This is a genomic window from Fructobacillus broussonetiae (assembly GCF_018437275.1).
Taxonomy (GTDB): Bacteria; Bacillota; Bacilli; order Lactobacillales; family Lactobacillaceae; genus Fructobacillus; species Fructobacillus broussonetiae.
Map to the genome: position 1 here is coordinate 24,296 of NZ_JAAMFK010000002.1, position 23,133 is coordinate 47,428.

Annotated in this window: 30 protein-coding genes; 20 read left to right on the top strand and 10 right to left on the bottom strand. The window is 44.8% G+C overall.

The features are described 5' to 3' along the window. Positions 1–4: 4 nt before the first annotated feature. The gene (locus tag G6R29_RS01645) at positions 5–1,021 is read right to left on the bottom strand and encodes a zinc-dependent alcohol dehydrogenase family protein (RefSeq protein WP_213808625.1); all 1,017 of its coding nucleotides are present in this window, start codon (positions 1,019–1,021) and stop codon (positions 5–7) included. A 443-nt stretch (positions 1,022–1,464) separates the two neighbouring features. Here G6R29_RS01645 and G6R29_RS01650 point away from each other — a divergent pair, with 443 nt between their 5' ends. The 6 genes from G6R29_RS01650 (at position 1,465) to G6R29_RS01675 (ending at position 8,061) form a co-directional block, all read left to right on the top strand. Beyond that, positions 1,465–2,139, top strand: coding sequence for a DedA family protein (locus G6R29_RS01650; RefSeq protein ID WP_238476856.1), 675 nt, complete (start codon positions 1,465–1,467; stop codon positions 2,137–2,139). Position 2,140: 1 nt separating this feature from the next. Then, a complete protein-coding gene (locus G6R29_RS01655; RefSeq protein WP_213808627.1) occupies positions 2,141–3,844 on the top strand; it encodes a phospho-sugar mutase in 1,704 nt (567 codons plus the stop codon). 183 nt (positions 3,845–4,027) lie between these two features. Then, positions 4,028–4,387: a 50S ribosomal protein L19 gene (rplS, locus tag G6R29_RS01660; protein WP_213808628.1), complete on the top strand. Its 360-nt coding sequence runs from the start codon at positions 4,028–4,030 to the stop codon at positions 4,385–4,387. A gap of 74 nt (positions 4,388–4,461) precedes the next feature. Beyond that, complete coding sequence (dinB, locus tag G6R29_RS01665) at positions 4,462–5,550, top strand: DNA polymerase IV (protein WP_213808629.1); 1,089 nt, start codon at positions 4,462–4,464, stop codon at positions 5,548–5,550. Between the two features lie 72 nt (positions 5,551–5,622). Next, positions 5,623–6,588, top strand: a complete 966-nt coding sequence (locus G6R29_RS01670) for a DHH family phosphoesterase (protein ID WP_213808630.1) — start codon at positions 5,623–5,625, stop codon at positions 6,586–6,588. A gap of 111 nt (positions 6,589–6,699) precedes the next feature. After that, positions 6,700–8,061: a DEAD/DEAH box helicase gene (locus tag G6R29_RS01675; RefSeq protein ID WP_213808631.1), complete on the top strand. Its 1,362-nt coding sequence runs from the start codon at positions 6,700–6,702 to the stop codon at positions 8,059–8,061. Between the two features lie 65 nt (positions 8,062–8,126). On the opposite strand, the gene G6R29_RS01680 is transcribed toward G6R29_RS01675, so the two are convergent. Beyond that, on the bottom strand, positions 8,127–8,972 hold the full coding sequence (locus G6R29_RS01680) for a YslB family protein (protein ID WP_213808632.1): 846 nt from the start codon (positions 8,970–8,972) through the stop codon (positions 8,127–8,129). Positions 8,973–9,069: 97 nt separating this feature from the next. On the opposite strand from G6R29_RS01680, the gene murI reads away from it, so the two are divergent. From murI to queA, 4 genes are all read left to right on the top strand, one after another. Then, the gene (murI, locus tag G6R29_RS01685) at positions 9,070–9,921 is read left to right on the top strand and encodes a glutamate racemase (protein WP_213808633.1); all 852 of its coding nucleotides are present in this window, start codon (positions 9,070–9,072) and stop codon (positions 9,919–9,921) included. 69 nt (positions 9,922–9,990) lie between these two features. After that, positions 9,991–10,593 carry an XTP/dITP diphosphatase gene (locus tag G6R29_RS01690; RefSeq protein ID WP_213808634.1) on the top strand — a complete coding sequence of 201 codons (603 nt, stop codon included), beginning with the start codon at positions 9,991–9,993 and terminating at the stop codon, positions 10,591–10,593. Between the two features lie 123 nt (positions 10,594–10,716). Beyond that, on the top strand, positions 10,717–11,772 hold the full coding sequence (ruvB, locus tag G6R29_RS01695; protein ID WP_213808635.1) for a Holliday junction branch migration DNA helicase RuvB: 1,056 nt from the start codon (positions 10,717–10,719) through the stop codon (positions 11,770–11,772). A gap of 137 nt (positions 11,773–11,909) precedes the next feature. Then, positions 11,910–12,968, top strand: a complete 1,059-nt coding sequence (queA, locus tag G6R29_RS01700; protein ID WP_213808636.1) for a tRNA preQ1(34) S-adenosylmethionine ribosyltransferase-isomerase QueA — start codon at positions 11,910–11,912, stop codon at positions 12,966–12,968. A 145-nt stretch (positions 12,969–13,113) separates the two neighbouring features. On the opposite strand, the gene G6R29_RS01705 is transcribed toward queA, so the two are convergent. The 6 genes from G6R29_RS01705 to G6R29_RS01730 form a co-directional block, all read right to left on the bottom strand. Beyond that, positions 13,114–14,196 (bottom strand): site-specific integrase, encoded by a 1,083-nt coding sequence (locus G6R29_RS01705; RefSeq protein WP_213808637.1) that lies wholly within the window; start codon positions 14,194–14,196, stop codon positions 13,114–13,116. Positions 14,197–14,239: 43 nt separating this feature from the next. Further along, on the bottom strand, positions 14,240–15,214 hold the full coding sequence (locus G6R29_RS01710; RefSeq protein WP_238476857.1) for an Abi family protein: 975 nt from the start codon (positions 15,212–15,214) through the stop codon (positions 14,240–14,242). A gap of 189 nt (positions 15,215–15,403) precedes the next feature. Beyond that, positions 15,404–15,922 (bottom strand): MscL family protein, encoded by a 519-nt coding sequence (locus G6R29_RS01715; protein WP_238476858.1) that lies wholly within the window; start codon positions 15,920–15,922, stop codon positions 15,404–15,406. Between the two features lie 44 nt (positions 15,923–15,966). Beyond that, complete coding sequence (locus tag G6R29_RS01720; protein ID WP_213808638.1) at positions 15,967–16,287, bottom strand: YjgN family protein; 321 nt, start codon at positions 16,285–16,287, stop codon at positions 15,967–15,969. A 71-nt stretch (positions 16,288–16,358) separates the two neighbouring features. Continuing rightward, on the bottom strand, positions 16,359–17,087 hold the full coding sequence (locus G6R29_RS01725) for a hypothetical protein (RefSeq protein WP_213808639.1): 729 nt from the start codon (positions 17,085–17,087) through the stop codon (positions 16,359–16,361). A 19-nt stretch (positions 17,088–17,106) separates the two neighbouring features. Further along, complete coding sequence (locus tag G6R29_RS01730; protein ID WP_213808640.1) at positions 17,107–17,793, bottom strand: LexA family protein; 687 nt, start codon at positions 17,791–17,793, stop codon at positions 17,107–17,109. Between the two features lie 136 nt (positions 17,794–17,929). On the opposite strand from G6R29_RS01730, the gene G6R29_RS01735 reads away from it, so the two are divergent. Genes G6R29_RS01735 through G6R29_RS01745 form a run of 3 tightly spaced genes read left to right on the top strand, consistent with a single transcriptional unit; the run spans position 17,930 to position 19,361 of the window. Next, positions 17,930–18,136 carry a helix-turn-helix domain-containing protein gene (locus G6R29_RS01735; RefSeq protein ID WP_213808641.1) on the top strand — a complete coding sequence of 69 codons (207 nt, stop codon included), beginning with the start codon at positions 17,930–17,932 and terminating at the stop codon, positions 18,134–18,136. 36 nt (positions 18,137–18,172) lie between these two features. Next, the gene (locus G6R29_RS01740) at positions 18,173–18,883 is read left to right on the top strand and encodes an ORF6C domain-containing protein (protein WP_213808642.1); all 711 of its coding nucleotides are present in this window, start codon (positions 18,173–18,175) and stop codon (positions 18,881–18,883) included. A 10-nt stretch (positions 18,884–18,893) separates the two neighbouring features. Beyond that, positions 18,894–19,361: a hypothetical protein gene (locus tag G6R29_RS01745; protein WP_213808643.1), complete on the top strand. Its 468-nt coding sequence runs from the start codon at positions 18,894–18,896 to the stop codon at positions 19,359–19,361. Here the strand turns inward: G6R29_RS01745 and G6R29_RS01750 are convergent. Continuing rightward, positions 19,348–19,623 carry a hypothetical protein gene (locus G6R29_RS01750; protein ID WP_213808644.1) on the bottom strand — a complete coding sequence of 92 codons (276 nt, stop codon included), beginning with the start codon at positions 19,621–19,623 and terminating at the stop codon, positions 19,348–19,350. The two genes, G6R29_RS01745 and G6R29_RS01750, sit on opposite strands and share 14 nt — an antisense overlap. A 140-nt stretch (positions 19,624–19,763) precedes the next feature. Further along, a complete protein-coding gene (locus tag G6R29_RS01755; protein ID WP_213808645.1) occupies positions 19,764–20,132 on the bottom strand; it encodes a hypothetical protein in 369 nt (122 codons plus the stop codon). Between the two features lie 68 nt (positions 20,133–20,200). On the opposite strand from G6R29_RS01755, the gene G6R29_RS01760 reads away from it, so the two are divergent. From G6R29_RS01760 to ssb, 7 genes are read left to right on the top strand one after another with little or no spacing between them, the layout of a single operon-like run. Continuing rightward, the gene (locus tag G6R29_RS01760; protein WP_213808646.1) at positions 20,201–20,431 is read left to right on the top strand and encodes a hypothetical protein; all 231 of its coding nucleotides are present in this window, start codon (positions 20,201–20,203) and stop codon (positions 20,429–20,431) included. Continuing rightward, positions 20,432–20,650 carry a hypothetical protein gene (locus tag G6R29_RS01765; RefSeq protein ID WP_213808647.1) on the top strand — a complete coding sequence of 73 codons (219 nt, stop codon included), beginning with the start codon at positions 20,432–20,434 and terminating at the stop codon, positions 20,648–20,650. 52 nt (positions 20,651–20,702) lie between these two features. Continuing rightward, positions 20,703–20,852 carry a hypothetical protein gene (locus G6R29_RS01770; RefSeq protein ID WP_213808648.1) on the top strand — a complete coding sequence of 50 codons (150 nt, stop codon included), beginning with the start codon at positions 20,703–20,705 and terminating at the stop codon, positions 20,850–20,852. Then, positions 20,842–20,976 carry a hypothetical protein gene (locus G6R29_RS06580; protein WP_274381043.1) on the top strand — a complete coding sequence of 45 codons (135 nt, stop codon included), beginning with the start codon at positions 20,842–20,844 and terminating at the stop codon, positions 20,974–20,976. Before G6R29_RS01770 ends, G6R29_RS06580 begins: the two co-directional genes overlap by 11 nt. Continuing rightward, positions 20,977–21,945, top strand: a complete 969-nt coding sequence (locus tag G6R29_RS01775) for a recombinase RecT (RefSeq protein ID WP_213808649.1) — start codon at positions 20,977–20,979, stop codon at positions 21,943–21,945. It begins immediately after the preceding gene. Positions 21,946–21,957: 12 nt separating this feature from the next. After that, entirely contained in the window at positions 21,958–22,632 is a 675-nt protein-coding gene (locus G6R29_RS01780) for a hypothetical protein (protein WP_213808650.1), read from the top strand. Between the two features lie 11 nt (positions 22,633–22,643). Beyond that, the gene (ssb, locus tag G6R29_RS01785) at positions 22,644–23,090 is read left to right on the top strand and encodes a single-stranded DNA-binding protein (protein WP_213808651.1); all 447 of its coding nucleotides are present in this window, start codon (positions 22,644–22,646) and stop codon (positions 23,088–23,090) included. Positions 23,091–23,133 lie beyond the last annotated feature (43 nt).

Sequence of the window (23,133 nt, forward strand, 5' to 3'; positions counted from 1 at the left end):
GGTTTTAGGCCTCTTCACCACCGACCTTAACAACGGCCTTTGAGACAACGCCCAACTTACCGTTAACAAAGTCGTCAACTTGTGACAATTCAAGTTCGTGTGACATCAATGGCTTGATGTTCAACTTACCAGATGAAAGCAATGCCAATGAGTCTTCGAATGCGTTAGGGTTGATGAATGAACCTTGGATCGTCAATTCCTTTTGGAAGACTTCGTAAGTGTTCATTTCGAAGCGGGCGTCAGGACCACCAACACCGAACATCAAAACTTGCGCACCACGTGCGGCTGATTCGATGGCTGATTCTTGCGTTTGTGGCAAACCAACGGCTTCGATAACGATGTCGTATGATGATGCAGGAATCTTGTCACCGTTCTTCGTGTTGTAAGTGTTTTCTACACCGAACAATTCCTTGTTCATCTTCAACTTTTCGTCAACGATTCCGGCCAAGTCAACTTGGTGGATACCGTAAGCTTGCAAGATTTGGACGAACAATTCACCCATGAATCCGTCACCGATAACCAAAGCCTTTTGGTATGGTGATGGCTTCAACAACTTCATACCGTGGATGGCACATGAAATTGGTTCAACAATGGCAGCTGACTTCAAGTCAACGTTGTCAGGGATTGGGTAAACAACTTCGGCTGGAGCAGTGAAATATTCTTCGAATCCACCGTCGCGGGTAACACCAACGGCTGAAAGGTTTTCACAGAGTTCTGGACGGTTCGTGTGGCAGAACTTGCATTGTCCACAGTAGATGTTTGGGTCGATTGACACGCGGTCACCAACCTTCAAGTTGGTAACGGCTGATCCGACTTCCTTAACAACACCTGAGTTTTCGTGTCCCAAAACGATTGGTGGAACGGCATCGGCTGAACCAGGTTCACCAGCGTACAAAGCGTGGTCAGTTCCACAGACACCTGCGTATGCAGTGTGAATCAAAACTTCGTTTCGCTTTACTTCTGGCTTGTCAATGTTCTTGACTTCTAATTGCTTCTTTCCAGTTAATACAAGAGCTTCCATGTATTTGTCCTCCAAATATCCTTGTTCTATATTACACAATATATAATAAACAATGCACAAAGTATTGTCAATAACTTTTATAAAAAATGCACAAATATATTTAGAAAAGGATTTTGTTCACTTTTTTCATATATAAGAAATGCACAATCAATATGAAAAAACTTTCTTTTAAGGCTTTTGATGGAAAAGTCAGACCCGACCCCCGATGCTTTTTTAGCAGTTCTAGGTTAAAAGAGATAAAATAGAAGAGGCACATTTATAAGGAAGAAGTTTAAGATTGAACAAGAAAGAGGAAATCGGGCTGAATTTAAGCAGGCATTAGCGTAAAATGGTCATTAGTAAATGATGTTTACTGCTTATTAATGGAAATGGCACCCGGAACGGGTGCGACTTGGGCAACACAGTGACCTTATTTATAAAAGACGATTTGGGAGATAATGCTTATGGTTGAGTCCTTTGCAGCAGTTACAACTTGGATGACCCACATCGGGTCAACGTCAGCGAACTTTTCAGTTGTTGAACTGGCGATTTTATTCCTGTTGATTTTGATTGAAACCGGCGGAATTGTCACGGGATTCATTCCCGGTGACGCCCTGGTCATGACTGCTGCTGGGCTCGCGGGACGACACCACGAACCATTCGAGTTCGTTGCGCTTGTCATCCTGTTTTCGTTGGCCTCTGCCATCGGGGATTCCATCAACTACTGGTTTGGTGCTTGGATCATCAAGCAGGTCGACAAGATCCCTTGGGTAAAAAAGCACTTAAATGAAGAAATGACGGAGAAGATTACCGCCAACTTTAACCAAAAGCGCTGGCAACTCTTCATCATTCTTGGTCGTTTTGTTCCTTTTGTTCGAACGATTGTGCCACTTTCTGCTCACCGTCTGCACCTTCGGTTTAAGACCTACGTGCACATGTCAATCGCCGCTTCGACGCTTTGGGCCCTCACGATGGTGACCATCGGTTACTTCTTTGGCCACCTTGAATTGCCAAAAGAGTTAACGATTTCGGTCATTGTTATCGCCATCATCGGAGCTGTTTTGACACTTCGCTCCAAGCGATTCCGTCAGGCCATCGTTGACCTCATTACTAAGCCAAGCCAAGAAAAAGGAGAATAGCATGACTTATCAAGAAACCATGAACGAATGGAAGCAGGCCAAGCTGCCAGCTGATTTGGAAAATGAATTAAAGGCATTGTCTAATGAAGAAGCAGAAGAAGCCTTCTACCAGGACATGGCGTTCGGAACGGCAGGAATGCGTGGCCACATGGGTGTTGGTACCAACCACATCAACGTGATCACGGTTGCCAAAGTCACAGAAGCCCTTGCGCAATACATTGACCAAGCCGGTCAAGAAGCAAAGGACCGCGGGGTTGTCATCGCCTTTGACTCCCGTCACCACTCAGAAGAATTTGCAAAGGAAGCCTCACAGGTCTTGTCTGCCCACGGCATCAAGGTTTATCGCTTCAGCTCTTTGCGCCCAACACCTGAATTATCATTCGGTGTTCGTCACTTGAAGGCCTTTGCCGGAATCATGATTACGGCTTCCCACAATCCTAAGGAAGACAACGGATACAAGGTCTACGGTGAAGATGGGGGACAGATGATTCCCGAAGCCGTGCAAGCCGTCATCGACGCGCGTGCCGCTATCAAGGATCCATTCAACATCGAAAAGGACGCCTCTGAAAAGACCGTCGAAGTCATGGATGCCCTCGTGGACGACCCATACTTGGCCGAAGTAAAGACGATTTCTGTTGATACTGATTTGATTAAAAAAGAAGGTTCTGCCTTGAAGTTCGTGTACTCACCACTTCACGGAACCGGACAATACATTGGGGAAAAAGCCTTGCAACAAGCCGGCTTTTCCAACTACACCGTCGTAAAGGAACAAGCAGAATTAGACGGGGACTTCCCAACGGTTAAGAAGCCAAACCCTGAGGATCCAGCCGCTTTGTCATTGGCCATCGAATACGCCAAGAAGGAAGAGGCTGACCTCGTGGTTGCGACCGACCCCGACGCCGACCGCATGGGTGCCGCTGTTCGCTTGAAGGATGGTTCATACCAGGTCCTTTCTGGAAACCAAATCGCCGCTTTGATGGTGAACTACTTGCTCACCGCCAAGAAGAAGACGGGCGAATTGCCTGACAACGGGGCCATCGTTACGTCAATCGTTTCATCCCGCTTCGTTGCTGAAATCGCGAAGTCATTCGGTGTCACGACCTTCGATGTTTTGACTGGATTCAAGTACATTGCCGCCATGATCGACCGCTTCGAAGAAAAGAAGGACTACCAATACCTCTTTGGATTCGAAGAATCATTTGGTTACTTGATCAAGCCGTTCGCCCACGACAAGGACGCTATTCAAGCCCTTGTTTTGTTCGCTGAAATGGCTGCCTTCTACAAGGAAAAGGGTCAGTCATTTGCTGACGGCTTGAACGCCTTGTACGAAGAATTTGGTTACTTCGAAGAAAAGACGATTGCTTACAACTTCCCAGGCGTTAATGGCCAACAAGAAATGGCCGACGTCATGACCAAGTTCCGTAATCAAAAGTTGGACGAAGTTGCTGGCCAACTTGTCTTGGCAACCCAGGATTTTGCGAGCCAAACGCAGTTTGACCGCGACGGTGCCGAAAAGAAGATGCCACAACCAAAGGCCAACGTTTTGAAGTACTGGTTGGCCGACGGTTCATGGATTGCCCTTCGTCCTTCCGGTACGGAACCAAAGTTGAAGCTCTACTTGGGTGTCGTTGCCGACTCCCAAAAGGGTGCCGACGAAAAGCTTGCTTCATATGAAAAAGAAATGGAAGCAAAGGTTCAGGGCTAAGCATTAGTTAAAACTTGATATAATGAAAAGAGTGATGACGAATCACTCTTTTTTAATGCAAACGAATTGCAAGAAAGAAAAGCCTTTGCTATACTAGTAAGAGGCAATAAGCCATATTAACGGTAATCCGCTGTGCGTGAGTCGATTCGGCAAGCATATGATTGGCGATTAGGAGAATGACACATGCGTCAAAACATTTTGTTAGAAAAAGTAACGTCTTCCCAATTGCGGAACGATGTTCCTGAATTCCGCGCTGGTGACACGGTTCGTGTCCACGCCAAGATCGTTGAAGGAACTCGCGAACGTGTACAGCTCTTTGAAGGAGTTGTTATCAAGCGTAAGGGTACTGGTATCCAGGCTACTTACACTGTTCGTAAGATTTCTTCAGGTGTTGGTGTTGAACGTACGTTCCCACTTCACTCACCACGTGTTGAAAAGATTGAAGTAACTCGCTACGGTGCTGTTCGCCGTGCAAAGCTTTACTACTTGCGTAGCTTGCAAGGTAAGGCTGCTCGTATTAAGGAACGTCGTCGCGACGTCTAAGTACGTGCTTAAGTCTCCACTGTTTTGTGGGGACTTTTTCTTTTGATTAATTTTTTTAGAAAGGGGGAGTGTTCATGGAAGAATTTTTGCAAGCAAAAGATAACCGTAAAATCATTCACGTCGACATCGACGCCTTTTACGCGCAGGTCGAAATGCGCGATGACCCGACCTTGAAAAAGCTCCCCCTGGCCATTGGGCGCGATCCCGATAAGCATCACGGACACGGTGTTGTCGCAACGGCTAACTATGTCGCTCGAAAGGCCGGCGTCCACTCCGCCATGGGGTCGATTGAAGCCAAGAGGGCTTGTCCTAACCTGGTCTTCGTCGCCCCGGACTTCGACAAGTACCGGGCCATCTCTGCTCAGATTCACGCGGTCTTCCACGAATTCACGGACATGATCGAACCCGTGGCTCTGGATGAGGCCTACCTCGACGTTTCTTCCAACAAGATGTCGGCACCAACGCTTGCTGCCAAATTGCGAAAGCGCATCTGGGACGAGACGCATTTGACCTGCTCCGTTGGGGTTTCATATAACAAAGTCCTCGCCAAACTCGGCTCGGAACACCACAAGCCAAACGGTGTAACGGTCATTCCGCACAACTTGGCCCAGGAATTTGTCTGGGAATTACCGATTAAGGACTTCCGCGGCGTCGGGGCTAAAACCCTTGAGAAGTTTGAGAAGCTCGGCATCAAGGACGGCCGTGACCTCTATGCGATGTCGCAGGATGATTTGCGCGTTTACTTTGGTTCCTTCGGGGATGTCTTGTACTGGCAGGCCCGGGCCACACACTTCGGGCCGGTCAAGGACCGGTCCGTTCGGCAGTCGGTCGGTAAAGAGAACACGTTCGAATTTGCGCTCCACGACAGACAAGCCGTTGAAGTTGCTTTTCGGGAACTCGCAGAAAAGGTCGTCGCCAATATGGAGAAGCGCAAGCTACTCGGACGGACGCTAACGGTCAAAGTGCGCGACGACGACTTTCACACCAGCACAAAGGGGATTACGCAAAGTGTTCCCTTTGAACTCGATTCCGCCTTCATGGTCCGCCAGGCGATGCTTATCTTCGACGAACTTTATCCCGAAGAGATGAGCATTCGACTCCTTGGCTTGACCTTCTCCAACATCGAGGAGCAAAAGTACCAGGCCGTCTCTCTCTTTGACTAAGAGATTGGCTCTTTTGTTGCACTGCTTTCCCCGGTATAATAGAAAGTAGACGAATAGAACAGGAACAATACCATGGCTCAAATTCAAGCAGACATTTTGGCGCAAATTAAGCGCTACGACACCATCATCATCCACCGCCACCAACGCCCTGATCCCGATGCTTACGGATCACAACTTGGTTTGCAGGCCATTTTGAAGGCTTCTTTCCCCGAAAAGAAGATTTACGCGGCTGGCAAGTCCATTCCTGGTTTGGAATGGATTGGGGATGGCAAGGCCATTGCCGACGATGTACCCGACTCCGCCTACAAGAAGGCGTTGGTCATCGTCGTCGATACGGCCAATGACCCACGCGTTGACGACCAACGCTGGCGTGACGGGATGGAAGTCGTTAAGATCGACCACCACCCAAACGTTGAACCATTCGGTGACTGGCAGTGGGTTGAAGACGAAGCTGCCGCAACGTCTGTGATGATTTACCAGTTCTTTGAAATGTTGAAGGACGAAGGTTTGGTCATGACAAAAGAAGCCGCCCGTTACCTCTACATCGGTATCATCGGTGACACCGGCCGTTTCATGTATTCCTTGAACCAAGACGTCTTTGACGTCGCCGGTAAGCTCGTGTCCTACGGCTTCGATTACCAAAAGATGTACACGCAGATGACCACTTTGCCTGAACCAGCCGTTAAACTGTCTGGTTGGGTGATGCAAAACATCACGGTCTTGGATTCCGGCTTTGCCTACGTGGTTTTGGACCGTGATTTGCTGGATTCCTTCCACTTGGGGGATGCCGGTACTTCTTACACGGTTTCGATCCCTTCACGGATTGATCGCGTCAAGGCCTGGGCCATCTTTGAAGAGCAGGACAACGGCGACTACCGCGTCCGTCTTCGTTCCCGTTCGATTGTCATCAACACCATCGCACAAGACTTCGATGGTGGGGGACACCCACTTGCATCCGGGGCTTGGGCCTACGGTAAGGAGCAAATCCAAGAGGTCATCGACCGCGTGGATACCGCCCTTAAAAACGATAAGAAATAAGCTGCTTGGTTCGGCCTTTTTGGTTGGATGCGCGTTGGTCTTTTGACCGGTGCGGGTCAGATCGATGTAAAAGTCAAAACCGTACCAGCATGATTAGAAAGTTGAGACACGATGTCAGAACAACAATTTGGTGAATTTAATTTAAAGCCCGAAGTGATTTCGGCCTTGAAAAAGATTGGCTTTGACAAGCCAACGCCAATTCAAGCGAAGTTGATTCCAACCATCCTCCGCGGTGGCGACGTGGTCGGCCAATCCCAAACGGGATCCGGTAAGACGCACACCTTCTTGGTACCGCTCTTCGACCACTTGGAACCCGAACAACAAAAGACACAGGTCGTGATTACCACGCCTTCCCGTGAATTGGCCGCCCAGATTGCAAAGGCTGCCCGCCAGTTCGCTGAAGCCATGGGCTTGGTCAAGGTTTCCATCGCCGAATACGTCGGTGGAACGGACAAGAACCGTCAAATCCGTCAGTTGGAAAAGCACCAAGCACAAGTTGTCGTTGGAACACCAGGTCGTTTGAACGACCTCGTGAAGTCCGGTGCCTTGGTTGTGAACCAAGCAAAGACGCTTGTCGTCGACGAAGCGGACATGACCTTGGACATGGGCTTCTTGCCCGACGTGGACTTCTTGGCCGCTGCGATGCCAAAGGACTTGCAGACCTTGGTCTTCTCAGCCACGATGCCTGAGAAGTTGAAGCCCTTCTTGAAGAAGTACATGGACAACCCAACCTTCCAGACGATTCCAACGTCCGCAACGATTGCAGACACCATCGACAACTGGCTGATTTCAACCAAGTCAAAGGACAAGGAAGAAGTGATCGACCGTTTGCTTAACATCTTTAACCCTTACTTGGCCTTGATTTTCGCCAACACGAAGGAACGTGTGAAGGAACTCGCCAACCACTTGCGTAGCGAAGGCTACAAAATCGCCGAAATCCACGGTGACATTCCACCACGTGAACGTCGTCGTGTGATGAAGGGCATCATGAACCTCGATTACCAATACGTCGTGGCCACTGATTTGGCCGCCCGTGGAATCGACATCGAAGGGGTTTCCCACGTCATTAACGACGGGGTGCCCGGCGAACTCGAATTCTTCGTTCACCGTGTCGGACGTACCGGACGTAACGGACTGCCAGGTACAGCCGTTACCTTGTACGGACCAGATGAAGAAAAGAAGATTGAAGAGCTTGAACACCTTGGAATCGAATTCAAGAACAAGCAAATCAAGAAGGGCGAAGTCGTTGATGTGAAGGACCGCAAGGCCCGTTACCAACGTCAAGCCACCACCAAGAAGCTCGATCCAGAAATGGTCGGGATGGTGAAGAAGAAGAAAAAGAAGGTCAAGCCTGGATACAAGCGCCAAATCAAGAACAACTTGAAGCGCAAGGCCCAGATGGACCGTCGAATCGAAGCCCGTCAAGAACGTCGTAACACGATGCGTAAGAACAAGCAAAACGGTGGCAACTAATTGATTTAGGCACTTCGGTGATAAAGATAACTGATAAAAAAGCAGGCGTTTTGCCTGCTTTTGTTTTAGCGGTCAGCTTGTGAGCTAGCGTCGCTGTTCTTTTTCTTTTTGTAGTCGAATGCCAACAGGGAGTTGGTGATCGATTGTTCAACGGAGATGGCGTCATCTTCGTCTTGAACCGGCGCGGTTTCTGCGGCATCCGCGTGAGCTGATGGCTCAGAAGGTGCCGGTGCCGGCGTTGCCTGACTAGCTTCTGTTGAAGCAGTTGGATGTGCCGTGGCGGCTGTTGATGAAGAGGCCGTTTGCTTGGGCGCTTCGTATGAAGCAAAAGCGTTTGCGTCGGCGTCAGCCGAGGCAGTCGTAACCGCCTCAGTCTTTGCCGCCTTCACCTGTGATTCCACCTGGCGACCGTGCATCTGGTCCAAGAAGTAATCGCGCAGCGCCACCTGATCCGCTGCTGAACGCGACGTAATCTTGTGCTCGCCGTCAATCATCACCGTAATCGTCACTTCGTGCTTACGCGTTGCTAATTCAAAGTAAGCTTCTGAAACCGCCTCGTTTTGAATCTCCACCTGTTGCGCCAAAAATCCCGCTTCCAACGAGAAGTCCGCCTGCGGGTTAATCGCCAAGCGGTCGTTTACAACCGGTCCTGACAGCACCCAACGCTGTTCGGATTCACCCTGGTATGAAATCTCCAAGTCACCAAAGGCGGCCTTTAAAAAGAAATCCTTCAGGTTTTCAATTGTCTCCTGTGGGAACTGCCGGGCAAGGTCTTTTCCCGCCCAATACGTGATGTTCGCATAGTCATCGGTCAAGAGGTTCTTCATGAGCCCGTCCCGCAGCAACAAAGATGCGAAGGCGTTTTCCGTTCGATTTGAACCGATGGTTGATTGTGATTGCGCTTTTGACATATAATGGCATTCCTTTCTTGGATATATTATAACAAAGTTAGGCGGATTAGACCGTCTTGTCTTGCAATTTTTGCACTTTAAACGAATAATGATAAGTATGAATAATGTAAATCACGCAATTGGATTAATGGACTCAGGAATCGGTGGTTTGACCGTCTTAAAGGCGGCCAAGGCCCTTTTACCACACGAGTCAATGGTGTTTGTCGGGGACAACGCCCGCAACCCATACGGCCCCAAATCACCCGAAGAGGTGATTGAATACGCCCGACAAATTGCCGGCTTCCTCGTGGAAAAGCACCAAATCAAGGTGCTTGCCATCGCCTGCAACACCGCAACGGCCTGCGCCTTGCCCGTCTTACAAGACGAGCTGGACATCCCGGTCATCGGTGTCATCGACTCCGGGGCCAAGGCGGCGGTTGAAGCGAGCCATAACGGTCGCATTGGCCTGATTGCCACCGAGGGAACGGTTCAGTCCGAAAAGTATCAACAAGACATCGCTTCCCTTGATCCTGAGGCCCAAGTTTTTGCCCAGGCGGAACCGGACTTCGTGCAGTTCGTTGAAAAGAACACTTACAAGAGTAAGGAAAGCAAGCAAGCCGTGCAAGAGCACTTGGCTGCTTTCAAGGATGACAACATCGACACCCTGATTCTTGGCTGCACCCACTTTCCATTGTTGACGGATGCGATTGCTTCTGCCGTTGGGAAGGATGTCGCACTCGTTGACGCCGGGGCGGCCACCGCGACGGATTTGGCCGACTACCTGAAATCAGAAGGCCTGCTGCGGAAAACAACCATTCCACAACCAACTTATCAACTGTACACGACTGGTCCAGTCGATACCTTTGCTGAAATTGCCAACAACTGGCTCGGCAAGGGTGACTGGAAGTACAAGCACCTACCGGTTGATGTGTTGACCAAGGAAAACGTGGATTGGTGTCGAGAAGAATAATTTGATTGCCGGATGAATACCGCATCAACGTAAAAATAAAAGATGACCAAACGGTCAAAAGGAGCCAGTATGACTGCTTTAATTATCGCCAGCAAGAACGCCCACAAGGTGGATGAAATCAAGGCCAGCTTGACGGCTGCTGGAATCGATTTGGACGTGAAATCCCTAAACGATTTGGACAACGTCCCTGAAATTGTCGAAGACGGCACGACCTTTGAGGAAAACGCCGAAAAGAAGGCAAGGGCTATCGCGAAGGCTTATCCTAACGCCCTGGTTTTGGCCGATGACTCCGGTTTGACCATACCTGCCTTAAATGGTGAACCCGGCGTTTACTCCGCCCGCTACGCTGGTGACCACGACGATGCCGCCAACAACCGTAAGGTTTTGGAAAAGCTGTCTACCAAAGTCGGCTTCGACCGCGCTGCCTTTTTCACCACGGTCATGGTCCTTGTCGGACCAGACCGAGACAGCTTAGTCGTCGAAGGACAAGTTCCTGGTCAAATCATGGAAAGCTGGGACGGACAAGAAAGCTTCGGTTATGATCCCATCTTCTTCTACGAACCCGCCGGCAAGACTTTTGCAGCGATGACGATGGAAGAAAAGAACGCCGTTTCTCACCGTGGACGTGCATTGAAGAAACTAATCAACGAACTGCCACAGTGGTTGGCATGACGTTTTAAGCCCGACTCGCAAGAGACGGGCGTTTTTTTATAAATAAAAAGGACCAACCTACTCGCTGAAAAAGCCATCGTCGGCCCGTCCAAATTCCCCCGAAAATACGCTATAATAAACCTAATGACTGAAGAAAATCCACAATTCAACGCCTGGTTCGAAGGCCAAAACGAGACCGACGAACTTTTGAAAAACGCCTCCGCCAACGAAGAGGAACAGTCCTCCGAGCTCTCCCTTCGCCCCAAAAAGCTCTCCGAGTACATCGGCCAAACGGCCCTCAAAGAGGAACTCTCCGTCTACCTCAAAGCCGCCAAAATGCGCGAAGAAGCCCTCGACCACGTCCTCTTATTCGGACCTCCCGGCCTTGGTAAAACCACGCTCGCGATGATCATCGCAAACGAACTCGGCGTCAACCTGAAGACCGCCTCCGGTCCCGCCATCGAAAAGGGCGGTGATCTCGTCGCCCTGTTAAACGGCCTCGAACCCGGCGACGTTCTTTTCATCGACGAAATCCACCGTCTGCCCATGAACATCGAAGAAATGCTCTACTCCGCGATGGAAGACTACTACATCGACATCATGGTCGGGCAGGGACCAACGGCTCGCGCCGTTCACTTCCCACTGCCACCGTTCACCCTTGTCGGGGCCACGACCCGTCCCGGGATGCTTTCCAAGCCTTTGCGCGACCGTTTCGGCATCATCAATTCTTTGGCCTACTACGAGCCCGAAGACCTGGCCGAAATCGTCGTCCGCACCGCTTCCATCTTCGAAGCGCCGATCACTAAAGAAGGGGCCTTGGCCGTCGCTTTGCGCTCCCGCGGTACGCCTCGAATTGCTAACCGCTTACTAAAGCGTGTTCGTGACTTCGCCCAGGTTTCCGGCAAGGACCGCATCGAACCCGACTTGGTCACGATGGCCTTGGACAAGTTGCGCGTCGATCAAAAGGGCTTGGACGACACCGATCATAAGCTCCTTCACTTCATGATTGACTACTACAAGGGTGGTCCCGTTGGGTTGGGAACAATTGCCGCGAACATCGGTGAAGAGCAGGACACCATCGAATCGATGGTTGAACCCTACTTGCTCCAGCTCGGCTTCTTGAAGCGGACGCCACGCGGGCGTGTGGTTACCGAAGCGGCTTACGAGCACCTCGGCGTACCATACGATCGAGGAGATTAAGTATATTATTTTGACACGATTTTTCGGCTTGAAGCTGACATCCTGTTTTTGGTGGCGTTCTGTTGAACACAAACTTTCGTTATTGTGTTTTATCATGGTGGCGCCATTTCTATTTCTAAGACAAAAAGGGGGCTAACATGTCTCAAACACCACACTATCAATTAAGCGATTTTGACTACGATTTGCCAGAAGAGCTGATCGCCCAAACACCGTTGAAGGACCGTTCTTCCTCCCGACTGTTGGAGCTGAACGCGGTAACCGGGGAATACCACGACAAGCACTTCTACGACATCTTGGACTACTTGAATCCGGGTGACGCGCTCGTGATGAACAACTCCCGCGTGCTGCCCGCCCGTTTGCACGGCATGCGCCCAACGGGTGGCCACGCCGAGGTGTTATTGCTTCGTCAAGAAGAGGGTGACGTCTGGGAAGTGCTGGTCAAGCCAGCCAAGAAGTCACCTGTGGGATCAACGGTTGTCTTTGGGGATGACATCAACAACCCCGTCATGACCGGAACCATTGTCAAAGAGCTCGACCACGGTGGTCGCTACATCGAGTTCCACTACGAGGGCATCTTCATGGAACGTCTGGAAGAACTGGGTGAGATGCCACTGCCTCCATACATTAAGGAGAAGTTGGACGACCAGGAACGCTACCAGACGGTTTACTCCAAGGTCGACGGTTCCGCCGCAGCCCCAACGGCCGGCTTGCACTGGACGCCGGAGCTGCTTCAAGCCGTCGCGGATAAGGGCGTCGAACTCGTGGAGTTAACCCTCCACGTTGGTTTGGGCACCTTCCGTCCCGTCGAAGAAGATAACATCGAGGACCACGAGATGCACTCGGAGTTCTATCAGTTGTCAGAAGAGGCGGCCGAGAAGTTGAACCGGGTTCGGGCAAATGGTGGCCGCATTGTTGCCACCGGAACAACGTCAATTCGTACGTTGGAAACCATTGGGACAAAGTTTGATGGTGAGTTGCAGGCCGACTCCGGTTGGACCGACATCTTCATCAAGCCCGGTTACAACTGGCAGGTGGTGGACGCCTTCATCACGAACTTCCACTTGCCAAAGTCCACCTTGGTCATGCTCGTGGCAGCCTTCACTGGGCGTGAGTACATTCTGAACGCTTACAAGCACGCCGTGGATAGCAAGTACCGTTTCTTCTCCTTTGGGGATGCGATGTACGTGCATAAGTGATTGTTTCCGATAAAAAGCGTGGTTGTCGCCTGATAAACAAAAAAGGCTTAAAATCAGTAGCTAAGACCATATATATGAAGAACTTATATGAAATCCTAAGAACCTCTATTAACGTTTTTTCTGCTTCAATTGCTTCAAAATTGCTTCAAGGTTTGGTGTTGTTCAAACTGTTCAACAAATCTAGTGTTTTAGAATTATCAGCTTCTCTTTTTTCCTCAAGTAGGTGACTATAAATACCTAGCGTAATATTGACGTTGGCATGTCCCAGTCGCTCTGAAACATAATGGACTGACACATCGTTTGATATTAAATAACTTGCATGACTGTGGCGTAATCCATGCATAGTTACAATCTTTGAATTATCTTTCTTTAAGAAAATAGAGAGCATGGTATTACAAGTATTATTGCTTGGAGGAAACCCATTTCTAGTTTGAAAGACAAAGCGATCACCGTATGTCATTTGAGAAAATATGTCATGCAAATCGCTTGGTATTGAAACATCTCGAACAGAGTTTTCCGTCTTAGTTGTTTTAAATTGATGTTCGACCGTATCCCAACTTTTCGTGACATGAATGATGTTGTTGTCTAGGTCGATGTCATCGTTCGTTAAACCGGCAATCTCGGCGTATCTAAGTCCTGTGTATATGCCGGTCAGTATCATTAAAGAAGACACGCTACGGCTCTCTTTGGAGCGTTTAATGAGCCTGTCGATTTCATCGTTTTCAAGAAACTTAGTATCGACGGGCTTGCTTTGTTTACCTGCAATCACATGTACGTTTCGAGTGAAATCTTTATGTATTAAATCTTCATCTACTGCATACCTTACAAAAGCGGAAATCATGGTTTTAATTCTTACGACAGATGACTTTACATGGCCTTTTGAGTAAGTATTGATTAACTTTTGAAAGTCACTAGCCTTAACTTGATTTATCTTTTTATTTCCCCATTCTTCCGTTATGAGGCGTATGCATATTTTGAACCAATTTTTGGATTGCCAAGATAACTTGGGTTCTTTAAAGACTTCATACCATTTAATATATTCGTCAACAAAGAGGAGGTTATCATTTGATAGTCCTCCTCTATTTTTTTGTTCTTCAATGGAAATAGCCCATTTTTGAGCTTCTGTTTTAGTAGAAAAACCAGACTTAACTTTTCTGGTGTACTTATCATTAGTCTTATAGCTAACTGCTGCAGCCCAAACTTTACCTCGTTTGTAGATACTAGCCATGTTTTTCCTCCATTTTGGTACAAATAAAAAGGCCTATGGCCTTTCAGTTTTGTTTAATAGTCTCTAATTCAAAGTCTTCAGGAAATCCAAGAGACACTAATATTTTTTTACTATCAATAGTCTTTAGGTTGTTATTTAGATACTTTATACGTTTGATAATCGTGTTATGAAGAACCGCATATTCTGTTTTACTTAAAAAACATTGTAAACTTACTAAAGTTGAGTAGAGTTTTCTTCTTTCAGTCTCTTTTCCTATTTGATTAGGTTCGTGTAGTTTTTTGAAGTAAATTGAATCCGATCTACAAGAAAAATCTAATAGTCTATTGTTATGAGCGCAAACGTTTCGTGTCTCATGAACGTTTTTAATCAAAGAAAGCATAGTTTCAGTATTAAAACGCTCTTCTAAAGTAGGAACGTTTTCATTTAAGAATCCAGACAAATCTTTTGCTATCTTATTCTGAACAGAAGTCGTGACATTATTTATTAAATTTTTTAGAGTGCCAAAATCAATGAAATTTATCAGCACCCAAATTGGAACATCGTTATACTTGTGAACGTAATGATGAACTGGGTTTTCCTTATATTTCTGATTATTTTGTAAAGTCTTAGATAGAAGTGAGATAGTTGGTACAACGCTTAATGTTTTCTCTGGGGCGTAACAATTAATGTCAAGGTAAGCATAAGGAACGTTTTCATAGGTTTCGGAGAAACGGTATGAAAATATAGATTTAAGATGTTTTTCTGCAAGCAATAGACTGTTAAATACAGTTCTTTTTAATTCTGATTCAAAAAAATATAAACTAGTTATTTCATCGAACGTAGTTCCGTCTAAATATTGATCGCTATTTTCTTTTTTAAAGTAAATGCTATATCCATTTATGATGTTGTAATAGTTATTTGAAAGAAGATATTCTTTTGCTTTTTCTTCATCAATAATCGTTAAATTTCTATCTTTTAAGATATTGACTTGTTCGTCTAACGTCTTAAATTCTTTTCTTTGTATTATTTCATCCAACAAAAAACACCTCCGTTCGATATAACGAACGGAGGTGTTAGTCGCAGAAGTCCTCGTAAGGATACCACCGCTTTCTCTAAGTTCATTATATATATTTCGTTAATTAGTTGTCAATAAGTTGCGCAACATTTTGCGTAATTAATTGAGCAAGTATGTACGCCCAAAAGGGCATGTTAAAAGTAAACGCTGCAGTTAGTTGTGCTTGCGCAACTCTGATAGTAATTCTTTTTGAAGCTGTATGTTTTCGTCCACGAGAGTATTGTTTTTATCTTGTAGTTCCTGGATTTTAATAGCGTCTTCGTGCGCTTGATCATATCCCCATTGCTCTTCTTTGTTCTTAGTTAGATATTTGTTAATCGTTGTGATTACATAGAAGACGATGTAAGAAATGAAGACAAGGGTGAAGATATCTTGAACGACGGATGAAAGTGATGACAGTAATGAAGTGGCCGAGTGCGTACCATTAAAGTCAAAAATCCAAGACCAGGTATAGCTGATTAATTTTGAAATAAACTTAGTTAAACTTTTGATAACATCAGAAAAGCTGTAGCCTATAACAATGGAAATAACAAAAGTCAGCAAATATGGAGCAAACATAAACTGTTTAAACTGCTGAAACTTTGAAGAGGTATTATCGAACATCTCCTCGGTTTTGTTTTTAAAATTATTTTTTATACCAACAATCTTTTCTCTATCAATTTTTTTATTCATGCTCTTCCTCCTATTATTGTATGTACGCCCCAGAAGGGCATGGATTAGTTACCAAAAGTTGTATTCTTAACACGCCAGTCTTCAAGTTTAATGCTGACCCAGAATCCGTAAATTCCAATCGTAATAATCATAAAGAAAAGCCATTTAATCCAGTTACCAAAAAGTCCCATAGCTGTTCCGTTGAACTTTAAGCGACGTCCTTCGATAACTGTATGATTAATCTTCCAACCATATACCCAGCACAATGCTAGTGGGTAGAGAATACCAAGTGTACAGACAGTTACGATACTACCAAGGATATTCCAACCGATTAAACTGAGCAATCCACCATCAAAAAATGAATTGCGACCATACTTCATCTCCATTTCTTTCTCCTCTCAGCTTTTAACGTGGTTCGGTTATTGCACGTATTATGTACGCCCAAATGGGCTTTGCGTTAATAAACAATAGTTGTTTTTGGCTTTTCTTGAGTTACTGTCTTTCCCTGATATAGGATAGCGCCAAGTCCATCATCTTTGCTTTCATCTGCCTTATAAACAGTCGTAACTCCGGTTTGATAGTCGTCAATTCGATACATTTTTACGTTACTAATAGTTTCTGAATACATCATATTACCGTTTGACATCTGTGTTCTTGGCACATAACTTGCTTGCTCTGCAAGTTTCTGAGTAGATTTAGACCCAAAATACTGGGCTGCTGATTTTTCACTGTTTAAATCATCTGCTTTTTTCTGCTTGTCATTACTGTTTTTTTGATTGACTTGTTGTTGGATAAACTTAGGACTTCCGCCCGTCAATTTGCCGTCAGCGAAGTAAAGGGTATTATTTCCATATGTCATGGCACGATCATTTTGGCTTGATGGCTTTCCTAATTTATCTGAAACTTCTTTTTGAGTCATTCCTAACTTTATGCTTTTGAAATCATATCCATCAGATTTTGTGCTTACTTTTTTAGTATTATCTGATGAATTTCCAAAAGTTGGAACGGCCGTTACTCCAAATATTAACAAAAATAAAAATGTTCCAATCACCGATGATAACAGTTGTTTTTTGGTTACACTTTTAGTTACAAAAAATTTAAAAGCCGATTTGATGGTTAAAAATAATCCAATCATGAATAAGAAGAAAAAAACAATGCAAACAAGCGCGATGAAAAAGGTAAACATATAAATACTCCCCGATAATTTAAAATGATGATTGCTGATGAACTAACTTACCAATAATTTGAATAGGAGGCTGTCCATTATTGACGTCTTCTTTACTATACTCGAAGGGTTTGAGCTCTTCCCTCAACCAACTATCTGGTTCGAAGCGAAGCCTGTCAGGGTACTGGTAAACATGTTTGATAGTTGCAGACTCTCCATTAATAATAACCCCGCAGATGTCGCCATTAGTAATTTCGGATGTATCAATTTTTGCAAGAATAGCAATAGCACCATTGGGCACAACCTTGTTCATACTTTCTCCGTTAACACGAAGTCCGATTAAATTGTCTTTGCCATAACGTTCGACAAGGTCGTCGTCTATTTTTACGTGTCCCTCAATATCTTCCTTAGCTCCTTCGGGATATCCAGCAGAGATACGACCATAGATAGGAATAGATACAGTAGATGGCTTTGAACTAATGGGTAACTCGTTGGGAATGTTTTGAACAATTCCAGCCATTTTAAAAACAACACTTTTATCGACTCTTAATCCATGTGCAATTTTTTCAAGAGTACTAGGCTTAGGAATACTCCGACGAGCATTTTCAACTTGAGATAAGTATGGTTGAGATATGCCGGCTTGTAGCGCAGTTTGACTTATGCTGAATCCTTTTTGTTGACGGAGTTCGCGTAAATTATTTCCGAACTCTTGATTAGATACTTTCATATGATCCCCTTTGTTACTAATAGTATATATTAGCTTTTGCAAAAGTTAATAACATTGTTATAAAAAAGTTATTGCAAAAATATATAATTAGTTATACAATAAATACATAAGTTAAAGAAAGGAGGGAATAATAGCGGTGAGTTGGAAGATTAAAGATACTGAAAACTGGCAACAATTATTGAGTAATCACGGATACAGCGAGTCTTCTTTGGCTCGAGATGTTGGAGTAACATACCAGTCTATGTGGAGATATCGAAAAAAAGGTAAATCCATGAGACCTGAAAATGCCCGAAAAATTTCCAATTTGCTTGGTGGAAGTATTAAGGATTTTTTTTATCAATAAAGTATTGCAAAAGTATATAAATAAAAGGAGAAACAAATGAACGAAGTAAAAGCTTTCAACTTTGAAAGTAATGAAGTGCGAACTGTACTTATTGATAACGAGCCTTGGTTCGTAGGGAAAGATGTGGCAGAGACCTTGGGATATTCCCAAACTGCTAAAGCAATTCGAACGCACGTCGAAGTTGATGACAAAGGGGTGTCCGTTTTGGACACCCCCGGAGGAAAGCAACAGATGACTGTAATTAATGAGTCTGGTGTGTTCGCTCTTATCTTTGGTAGTGAATTAGATAGTGCTAAGCGTTTTAAAAAGTGGGTCACGTCAGAAGTCCTGCCAAGCATTCGCAAGACTGGTAGCTACTCGGTACAAACCGACCCAATGGCTATCTTAGCGACAACGTTTGAAGCATTGAAACAACAAGAAGACAAACAGGAAAAGCTTGAACAACGTTTGAATAAGTTCGAAGCCGACCAGGAAATCCGAAGTTGGGAACAAGCAGAGCTATTACAGCTTCGTCGCAATCGGGTGTTTGCGGTTCTTGGTGGTAAGTACAGCCAAGCGTATAAGGAGTTGTCTAGCGAAGTGTTCCACGCCATCGCAAAGGACTTCAAGCAACAATTCAGCGTGCCACGTTACAACGCATTACCACGAAAGTATTTTGCAGAAGCTAAACGGTTCTTGAGTTTGTGGGAACCAAATAACTTGATGGATCTAGCAATTCGTGGTGCTAACCAAGACCAGACGGCGTAAAGGGAGAGACATGGAAAGTAAATCGCAATTAGAACAAAAGAAAGAAATATTGAATTCATTAAATCGATATTTTGAAAATTGGAATGTTGACGGATTAAGGGTTCAACGAAAAATGGACAAAAAAAATAAGCCAACCAATAAGGTTGACTACATTATCTCAATGTCACGAACTGGGAAGAAGTTAGAAAGTCCGCAACAAGAGCTATCTAAAGCCTTAGATAACATTAAAAATATGTTCGATAGTATCGATGTAAATAAAAAGAGCAGTGCTGATACACTACTCTCCACTTCTGCAAGAATTATGCATTTAGCTAAAAAAGTTAAAGAATACCAACTAGAGATAGACGCAAAAGAGACAGACGATAAGGCTGACTCAAATGTTATTCAGGAAAACTATTTTAGAGGTAGGAACTTTAATGGTGACCCTGAACTAGCTTCAATTCTGAATGAATTGGCTAAGCGAATTACAAGTCGTTAAACAAGTTGCGCTTGTAATCTGAATCATAACTTGAAGAAAAGTCGTGGACATCAAGTACAAAAAAATCATGGGGAGGATTCATCTCTAAAAATTCATGAGAAAAATCATTTAATGACATTTTTGTTTTGATAACAATTAGTTCACCGGTTAGCTGAAGCCAATTTCCTTGTCCGACCAAGTCCTCAAGTAAACCACGAGACTCAATGCTTTTTTCATCAGACCCATTCAAAGGCATATTAAAATACACAATAAATTTATTCATAAACAATCTCCTTTCAATTTACTAGGCACTGCAATGCCACTGGTTAAAGGATACCAAAAACAGAAAGGAGCAGAGCATGAAAAAAGAAGATGAAGAGTTCCCGGAATGGATGAATCCAGTATTATTCGTTACTAGTTTTTTTACTGGAGTTGTATTAGCCATTTTATTAACCTTGCTAACCAGTTGAATATATTCGGCAGTGATCCCCCTATGAATCCGAGTAGCGCAGGGACTCCGATATTCCAAATTATTTTATTTTTATTAGTTATTTTTTTCAAATCAAAATAAGTTTTACCAGAAGTTGTTGGATAATACAGCGCTTTAGCTATCGTGCTCACATATCCATTATTTAATAATTCTGATAATGCGGTTTCAGTTTCTGCTTCATTGTGAAGTGGTGATTTTCTGAATATCTCACCTTCTGAAATGTGAACATTTGATGAATCAAAAGAATCAAACTCATTATTTATAAATTTTTTTAGCAGTAACTCAGCGTTTTTTGTAAGCATTATAGTCTCCGTTTTTTATTGTGACGAATGTTTGTAACTAAAGGATACCAAAAGAAAGGAGGTTCCGTATGGAAGCTGTAGGAAGTGAGTTCGACCCGTCGAGACAGTACACACAAAAAGAAGTGTGTGAAGTTATCGGGAAAATGTTAGGAAAGAATCGCCCGATTTCAAGTAAGTGTTTTCGCAACTCGTGGCGAACGAAAAAAGGTTTTCCAAAACCAATAATTGAGCACGGAACGTACAAGGTGTGGTCTGGTTTTGCATTGCATAACTGGTTTCACAAGAAAGGGAATATTTAGATGACGAATAGCATGTTTTGGAATGAAGTAATCAACTGGTTTTTCCTAATTGGATCAACCGGTGGATTCATCTATATTGTGACCCTATCGCTGGATAAGAATCCCTGGTTTGGTGACAACGACGTGGATCGTGACATTGCACATAATGAGCGCAAGAAGGCTCAACGATTGTTTAAGGAACAGAAAAAAGCTCTCAAGGCAGCAACCAAGAGAGCTTAGGCATAATGTTTCCACTAAGAAAATTATGCCTCTAGTATATCACGGAGGATATATGAACGATAAAGAAATCATCGTTATGCAGAGCGAAATAATTGAGCGACAGCAAAAAATAATTAGAACGCATAACGAACGTTTAATAGAAAACGCTGACGCAGATGAAATTGCAGTAATTGGTTTCTCAGGAGGTGATGATGACGATTGAAAACAGCATGATAATCGGCGCTGAAGAGGAAGAATACCGAAACTCGATGAATGACAAGAATCATCATGACATATACGACGAAGACATGGCCTGGTGGTATTACAAACAAAAAGGAGCTATTTAAATGGCATATCAACAAGCAGACCAACAATCAGTAATCAAGCGACAAAAGCAATTAACGCAGCCTAAGGTTGTTGAACAATTTAGCAAGTTACTAGGGAATAAGGCAGATAACTTCCTGGCCGGACTTTCAAATGCGGTTGCACAGTACCCTGACCTAGCAAATACAAACCTAACAGACTTGATCACGGTGGCTCAAAAAGTGGCGACCCTTAACCTGTCACTAGTTAGCGAACTGGGACAAGCCTATATCATTCCGTATAACAACCATGGCAAGGTACAGGCACAGCTTCAACTTGGCTATCGAGGAATTATCCAACTTGTCCAGAATACTGGCAATATCGGACGTTTAGGTGGTTCTCCAGTATACGTTGGTAATAAGCCTCACTACAATTTCGTATTCGGCGACTTTTACATGGAAAACGAGGACTTTAACCCTTACACATCGGACGATGACAATGATAAGAAGGTAGCAGGTTATGTTGCTTACTACTATTTGAAGAACGGCGAACGAGTTGTTAATTACTGGCCAATTGAACAAGTAGAAGCACACGCCAAGAAGTTCTCTAAGTCATACAAGGGAAAGGGTACAAAAGGGTACACGCCTTGGTACAACAACTTCGACGCTATGGCCATTAAGACCGTCATGAAGGACCTACTAAAGTTTGCTCCTAAATCATCAGAATCAGAAGTTCTCATCGAACAAGACAACCGAGCAGAAAGCGAAATGATTGATGTCACTGATACTGAACAGCATGAGCAGCCAGAGGTAATTGAGCACCAAGAAAGTAATGAACCTAATCCAGAAGTGGAAAAGGCGGAGACGGTCAATACCGATGAAGTTCACCCTTGGCATAAGGAACAACAATCTAACGATGATATTGAAGTGCCGTTCGAGGAAGAAAGCGCTCAAACTCAATCAGAACAGGGTGCGATGTTTGAAGACTTGCAAGAATTAAAGGACTTGAAATAAGGGGAAAGAATTATGCCAGAACAAAATGAAGCGTTGCCGGTTGTTTTTTACGAAGCAGGCGAAATCAAAGGATTAGACGATGTGATGGCGTACATTCAATCGTTTAAGTTCCCAGAGGACTTGACCGACAAAGACAACTTCCGTTTTGTGACTAGCCAGCGGGCTAACATCAATAAGTTAATCAAAGAAGCGAAAAAGCTGGTTAAGAAAGGCAAAAAAGAAGCTGCCGATAAGTGGGAAGCAGAAAACCATAAGGAGCTGGTACTTCTTGAAACGATTGAGTCCCTGGAAGCAGACCTTGGCGAGTCAGTGTTGGCCGAGCAGAACCAACGCTTGGCCGGCTGGCTTCCGCAACTTGAAGAGGTCATTGAGGAGCAAAATCGTCGACGCGAACTAGACGAAAACCACAAATTGACTTCAACTAAGTGGCGACTGCTTGGATCATTCACACCAACTGGGAAACTAAAGAACTCGGTTGTTAATGAAATTGTCAAGGAAGCAGACTTACAGAAGTACAAGCAGAACGAAAAACCAAGATTAACAGAAAAGCAGGTTTTTGTACGCGGAATCAAGTCAAAGCTAATTTCATCTTGGGGACAGATTGACGATGATGGCGTTTATTCTGGTTCGGAAGTTAAACAACTGATTGACCCAATTAGGCAGTACATTTTGGATAACAACAAATAGGAGGAACAATCATGATTAACCGAGTTGTATTAATTGGACGATTAACCCGTGATGTAGAGGTTAAATATACGCAGTCAGGCATTGCGGTTGGTTCGTTTAACCTAGCCGTTCAAAGAGGTTTTAAGAACGACAATGGAGACCGTGAGAGCGATTTTATCAACGCAGTTATCTGGCGTAAGGCGGCGGAAAACTTTGCCAACTTCACTGGCAAGGGAGCGCTTGTAGCTATCGAGGGACGGCTTGCTACTCGTAACTATGAGAACCAGCAAGGTCAGCGTGTCTATGTAACGGAGGTCAATGTCGATAACTTCTCATTGCTTGAGAACAAGGCAGAAGCCGAGAAGCGCCGTCAGAATAACGGAACAAGCGGAGGTCAGCAACAAAAACAACAGGCTTCCGATAACCCATTCGCAGGTCAGCAGGGTGTGAACATCTCTGATGATGACTTGCCATTCTAGAAAGGAGCTTCAAAAACCAATGACTAAGAATGATCTACTTGCC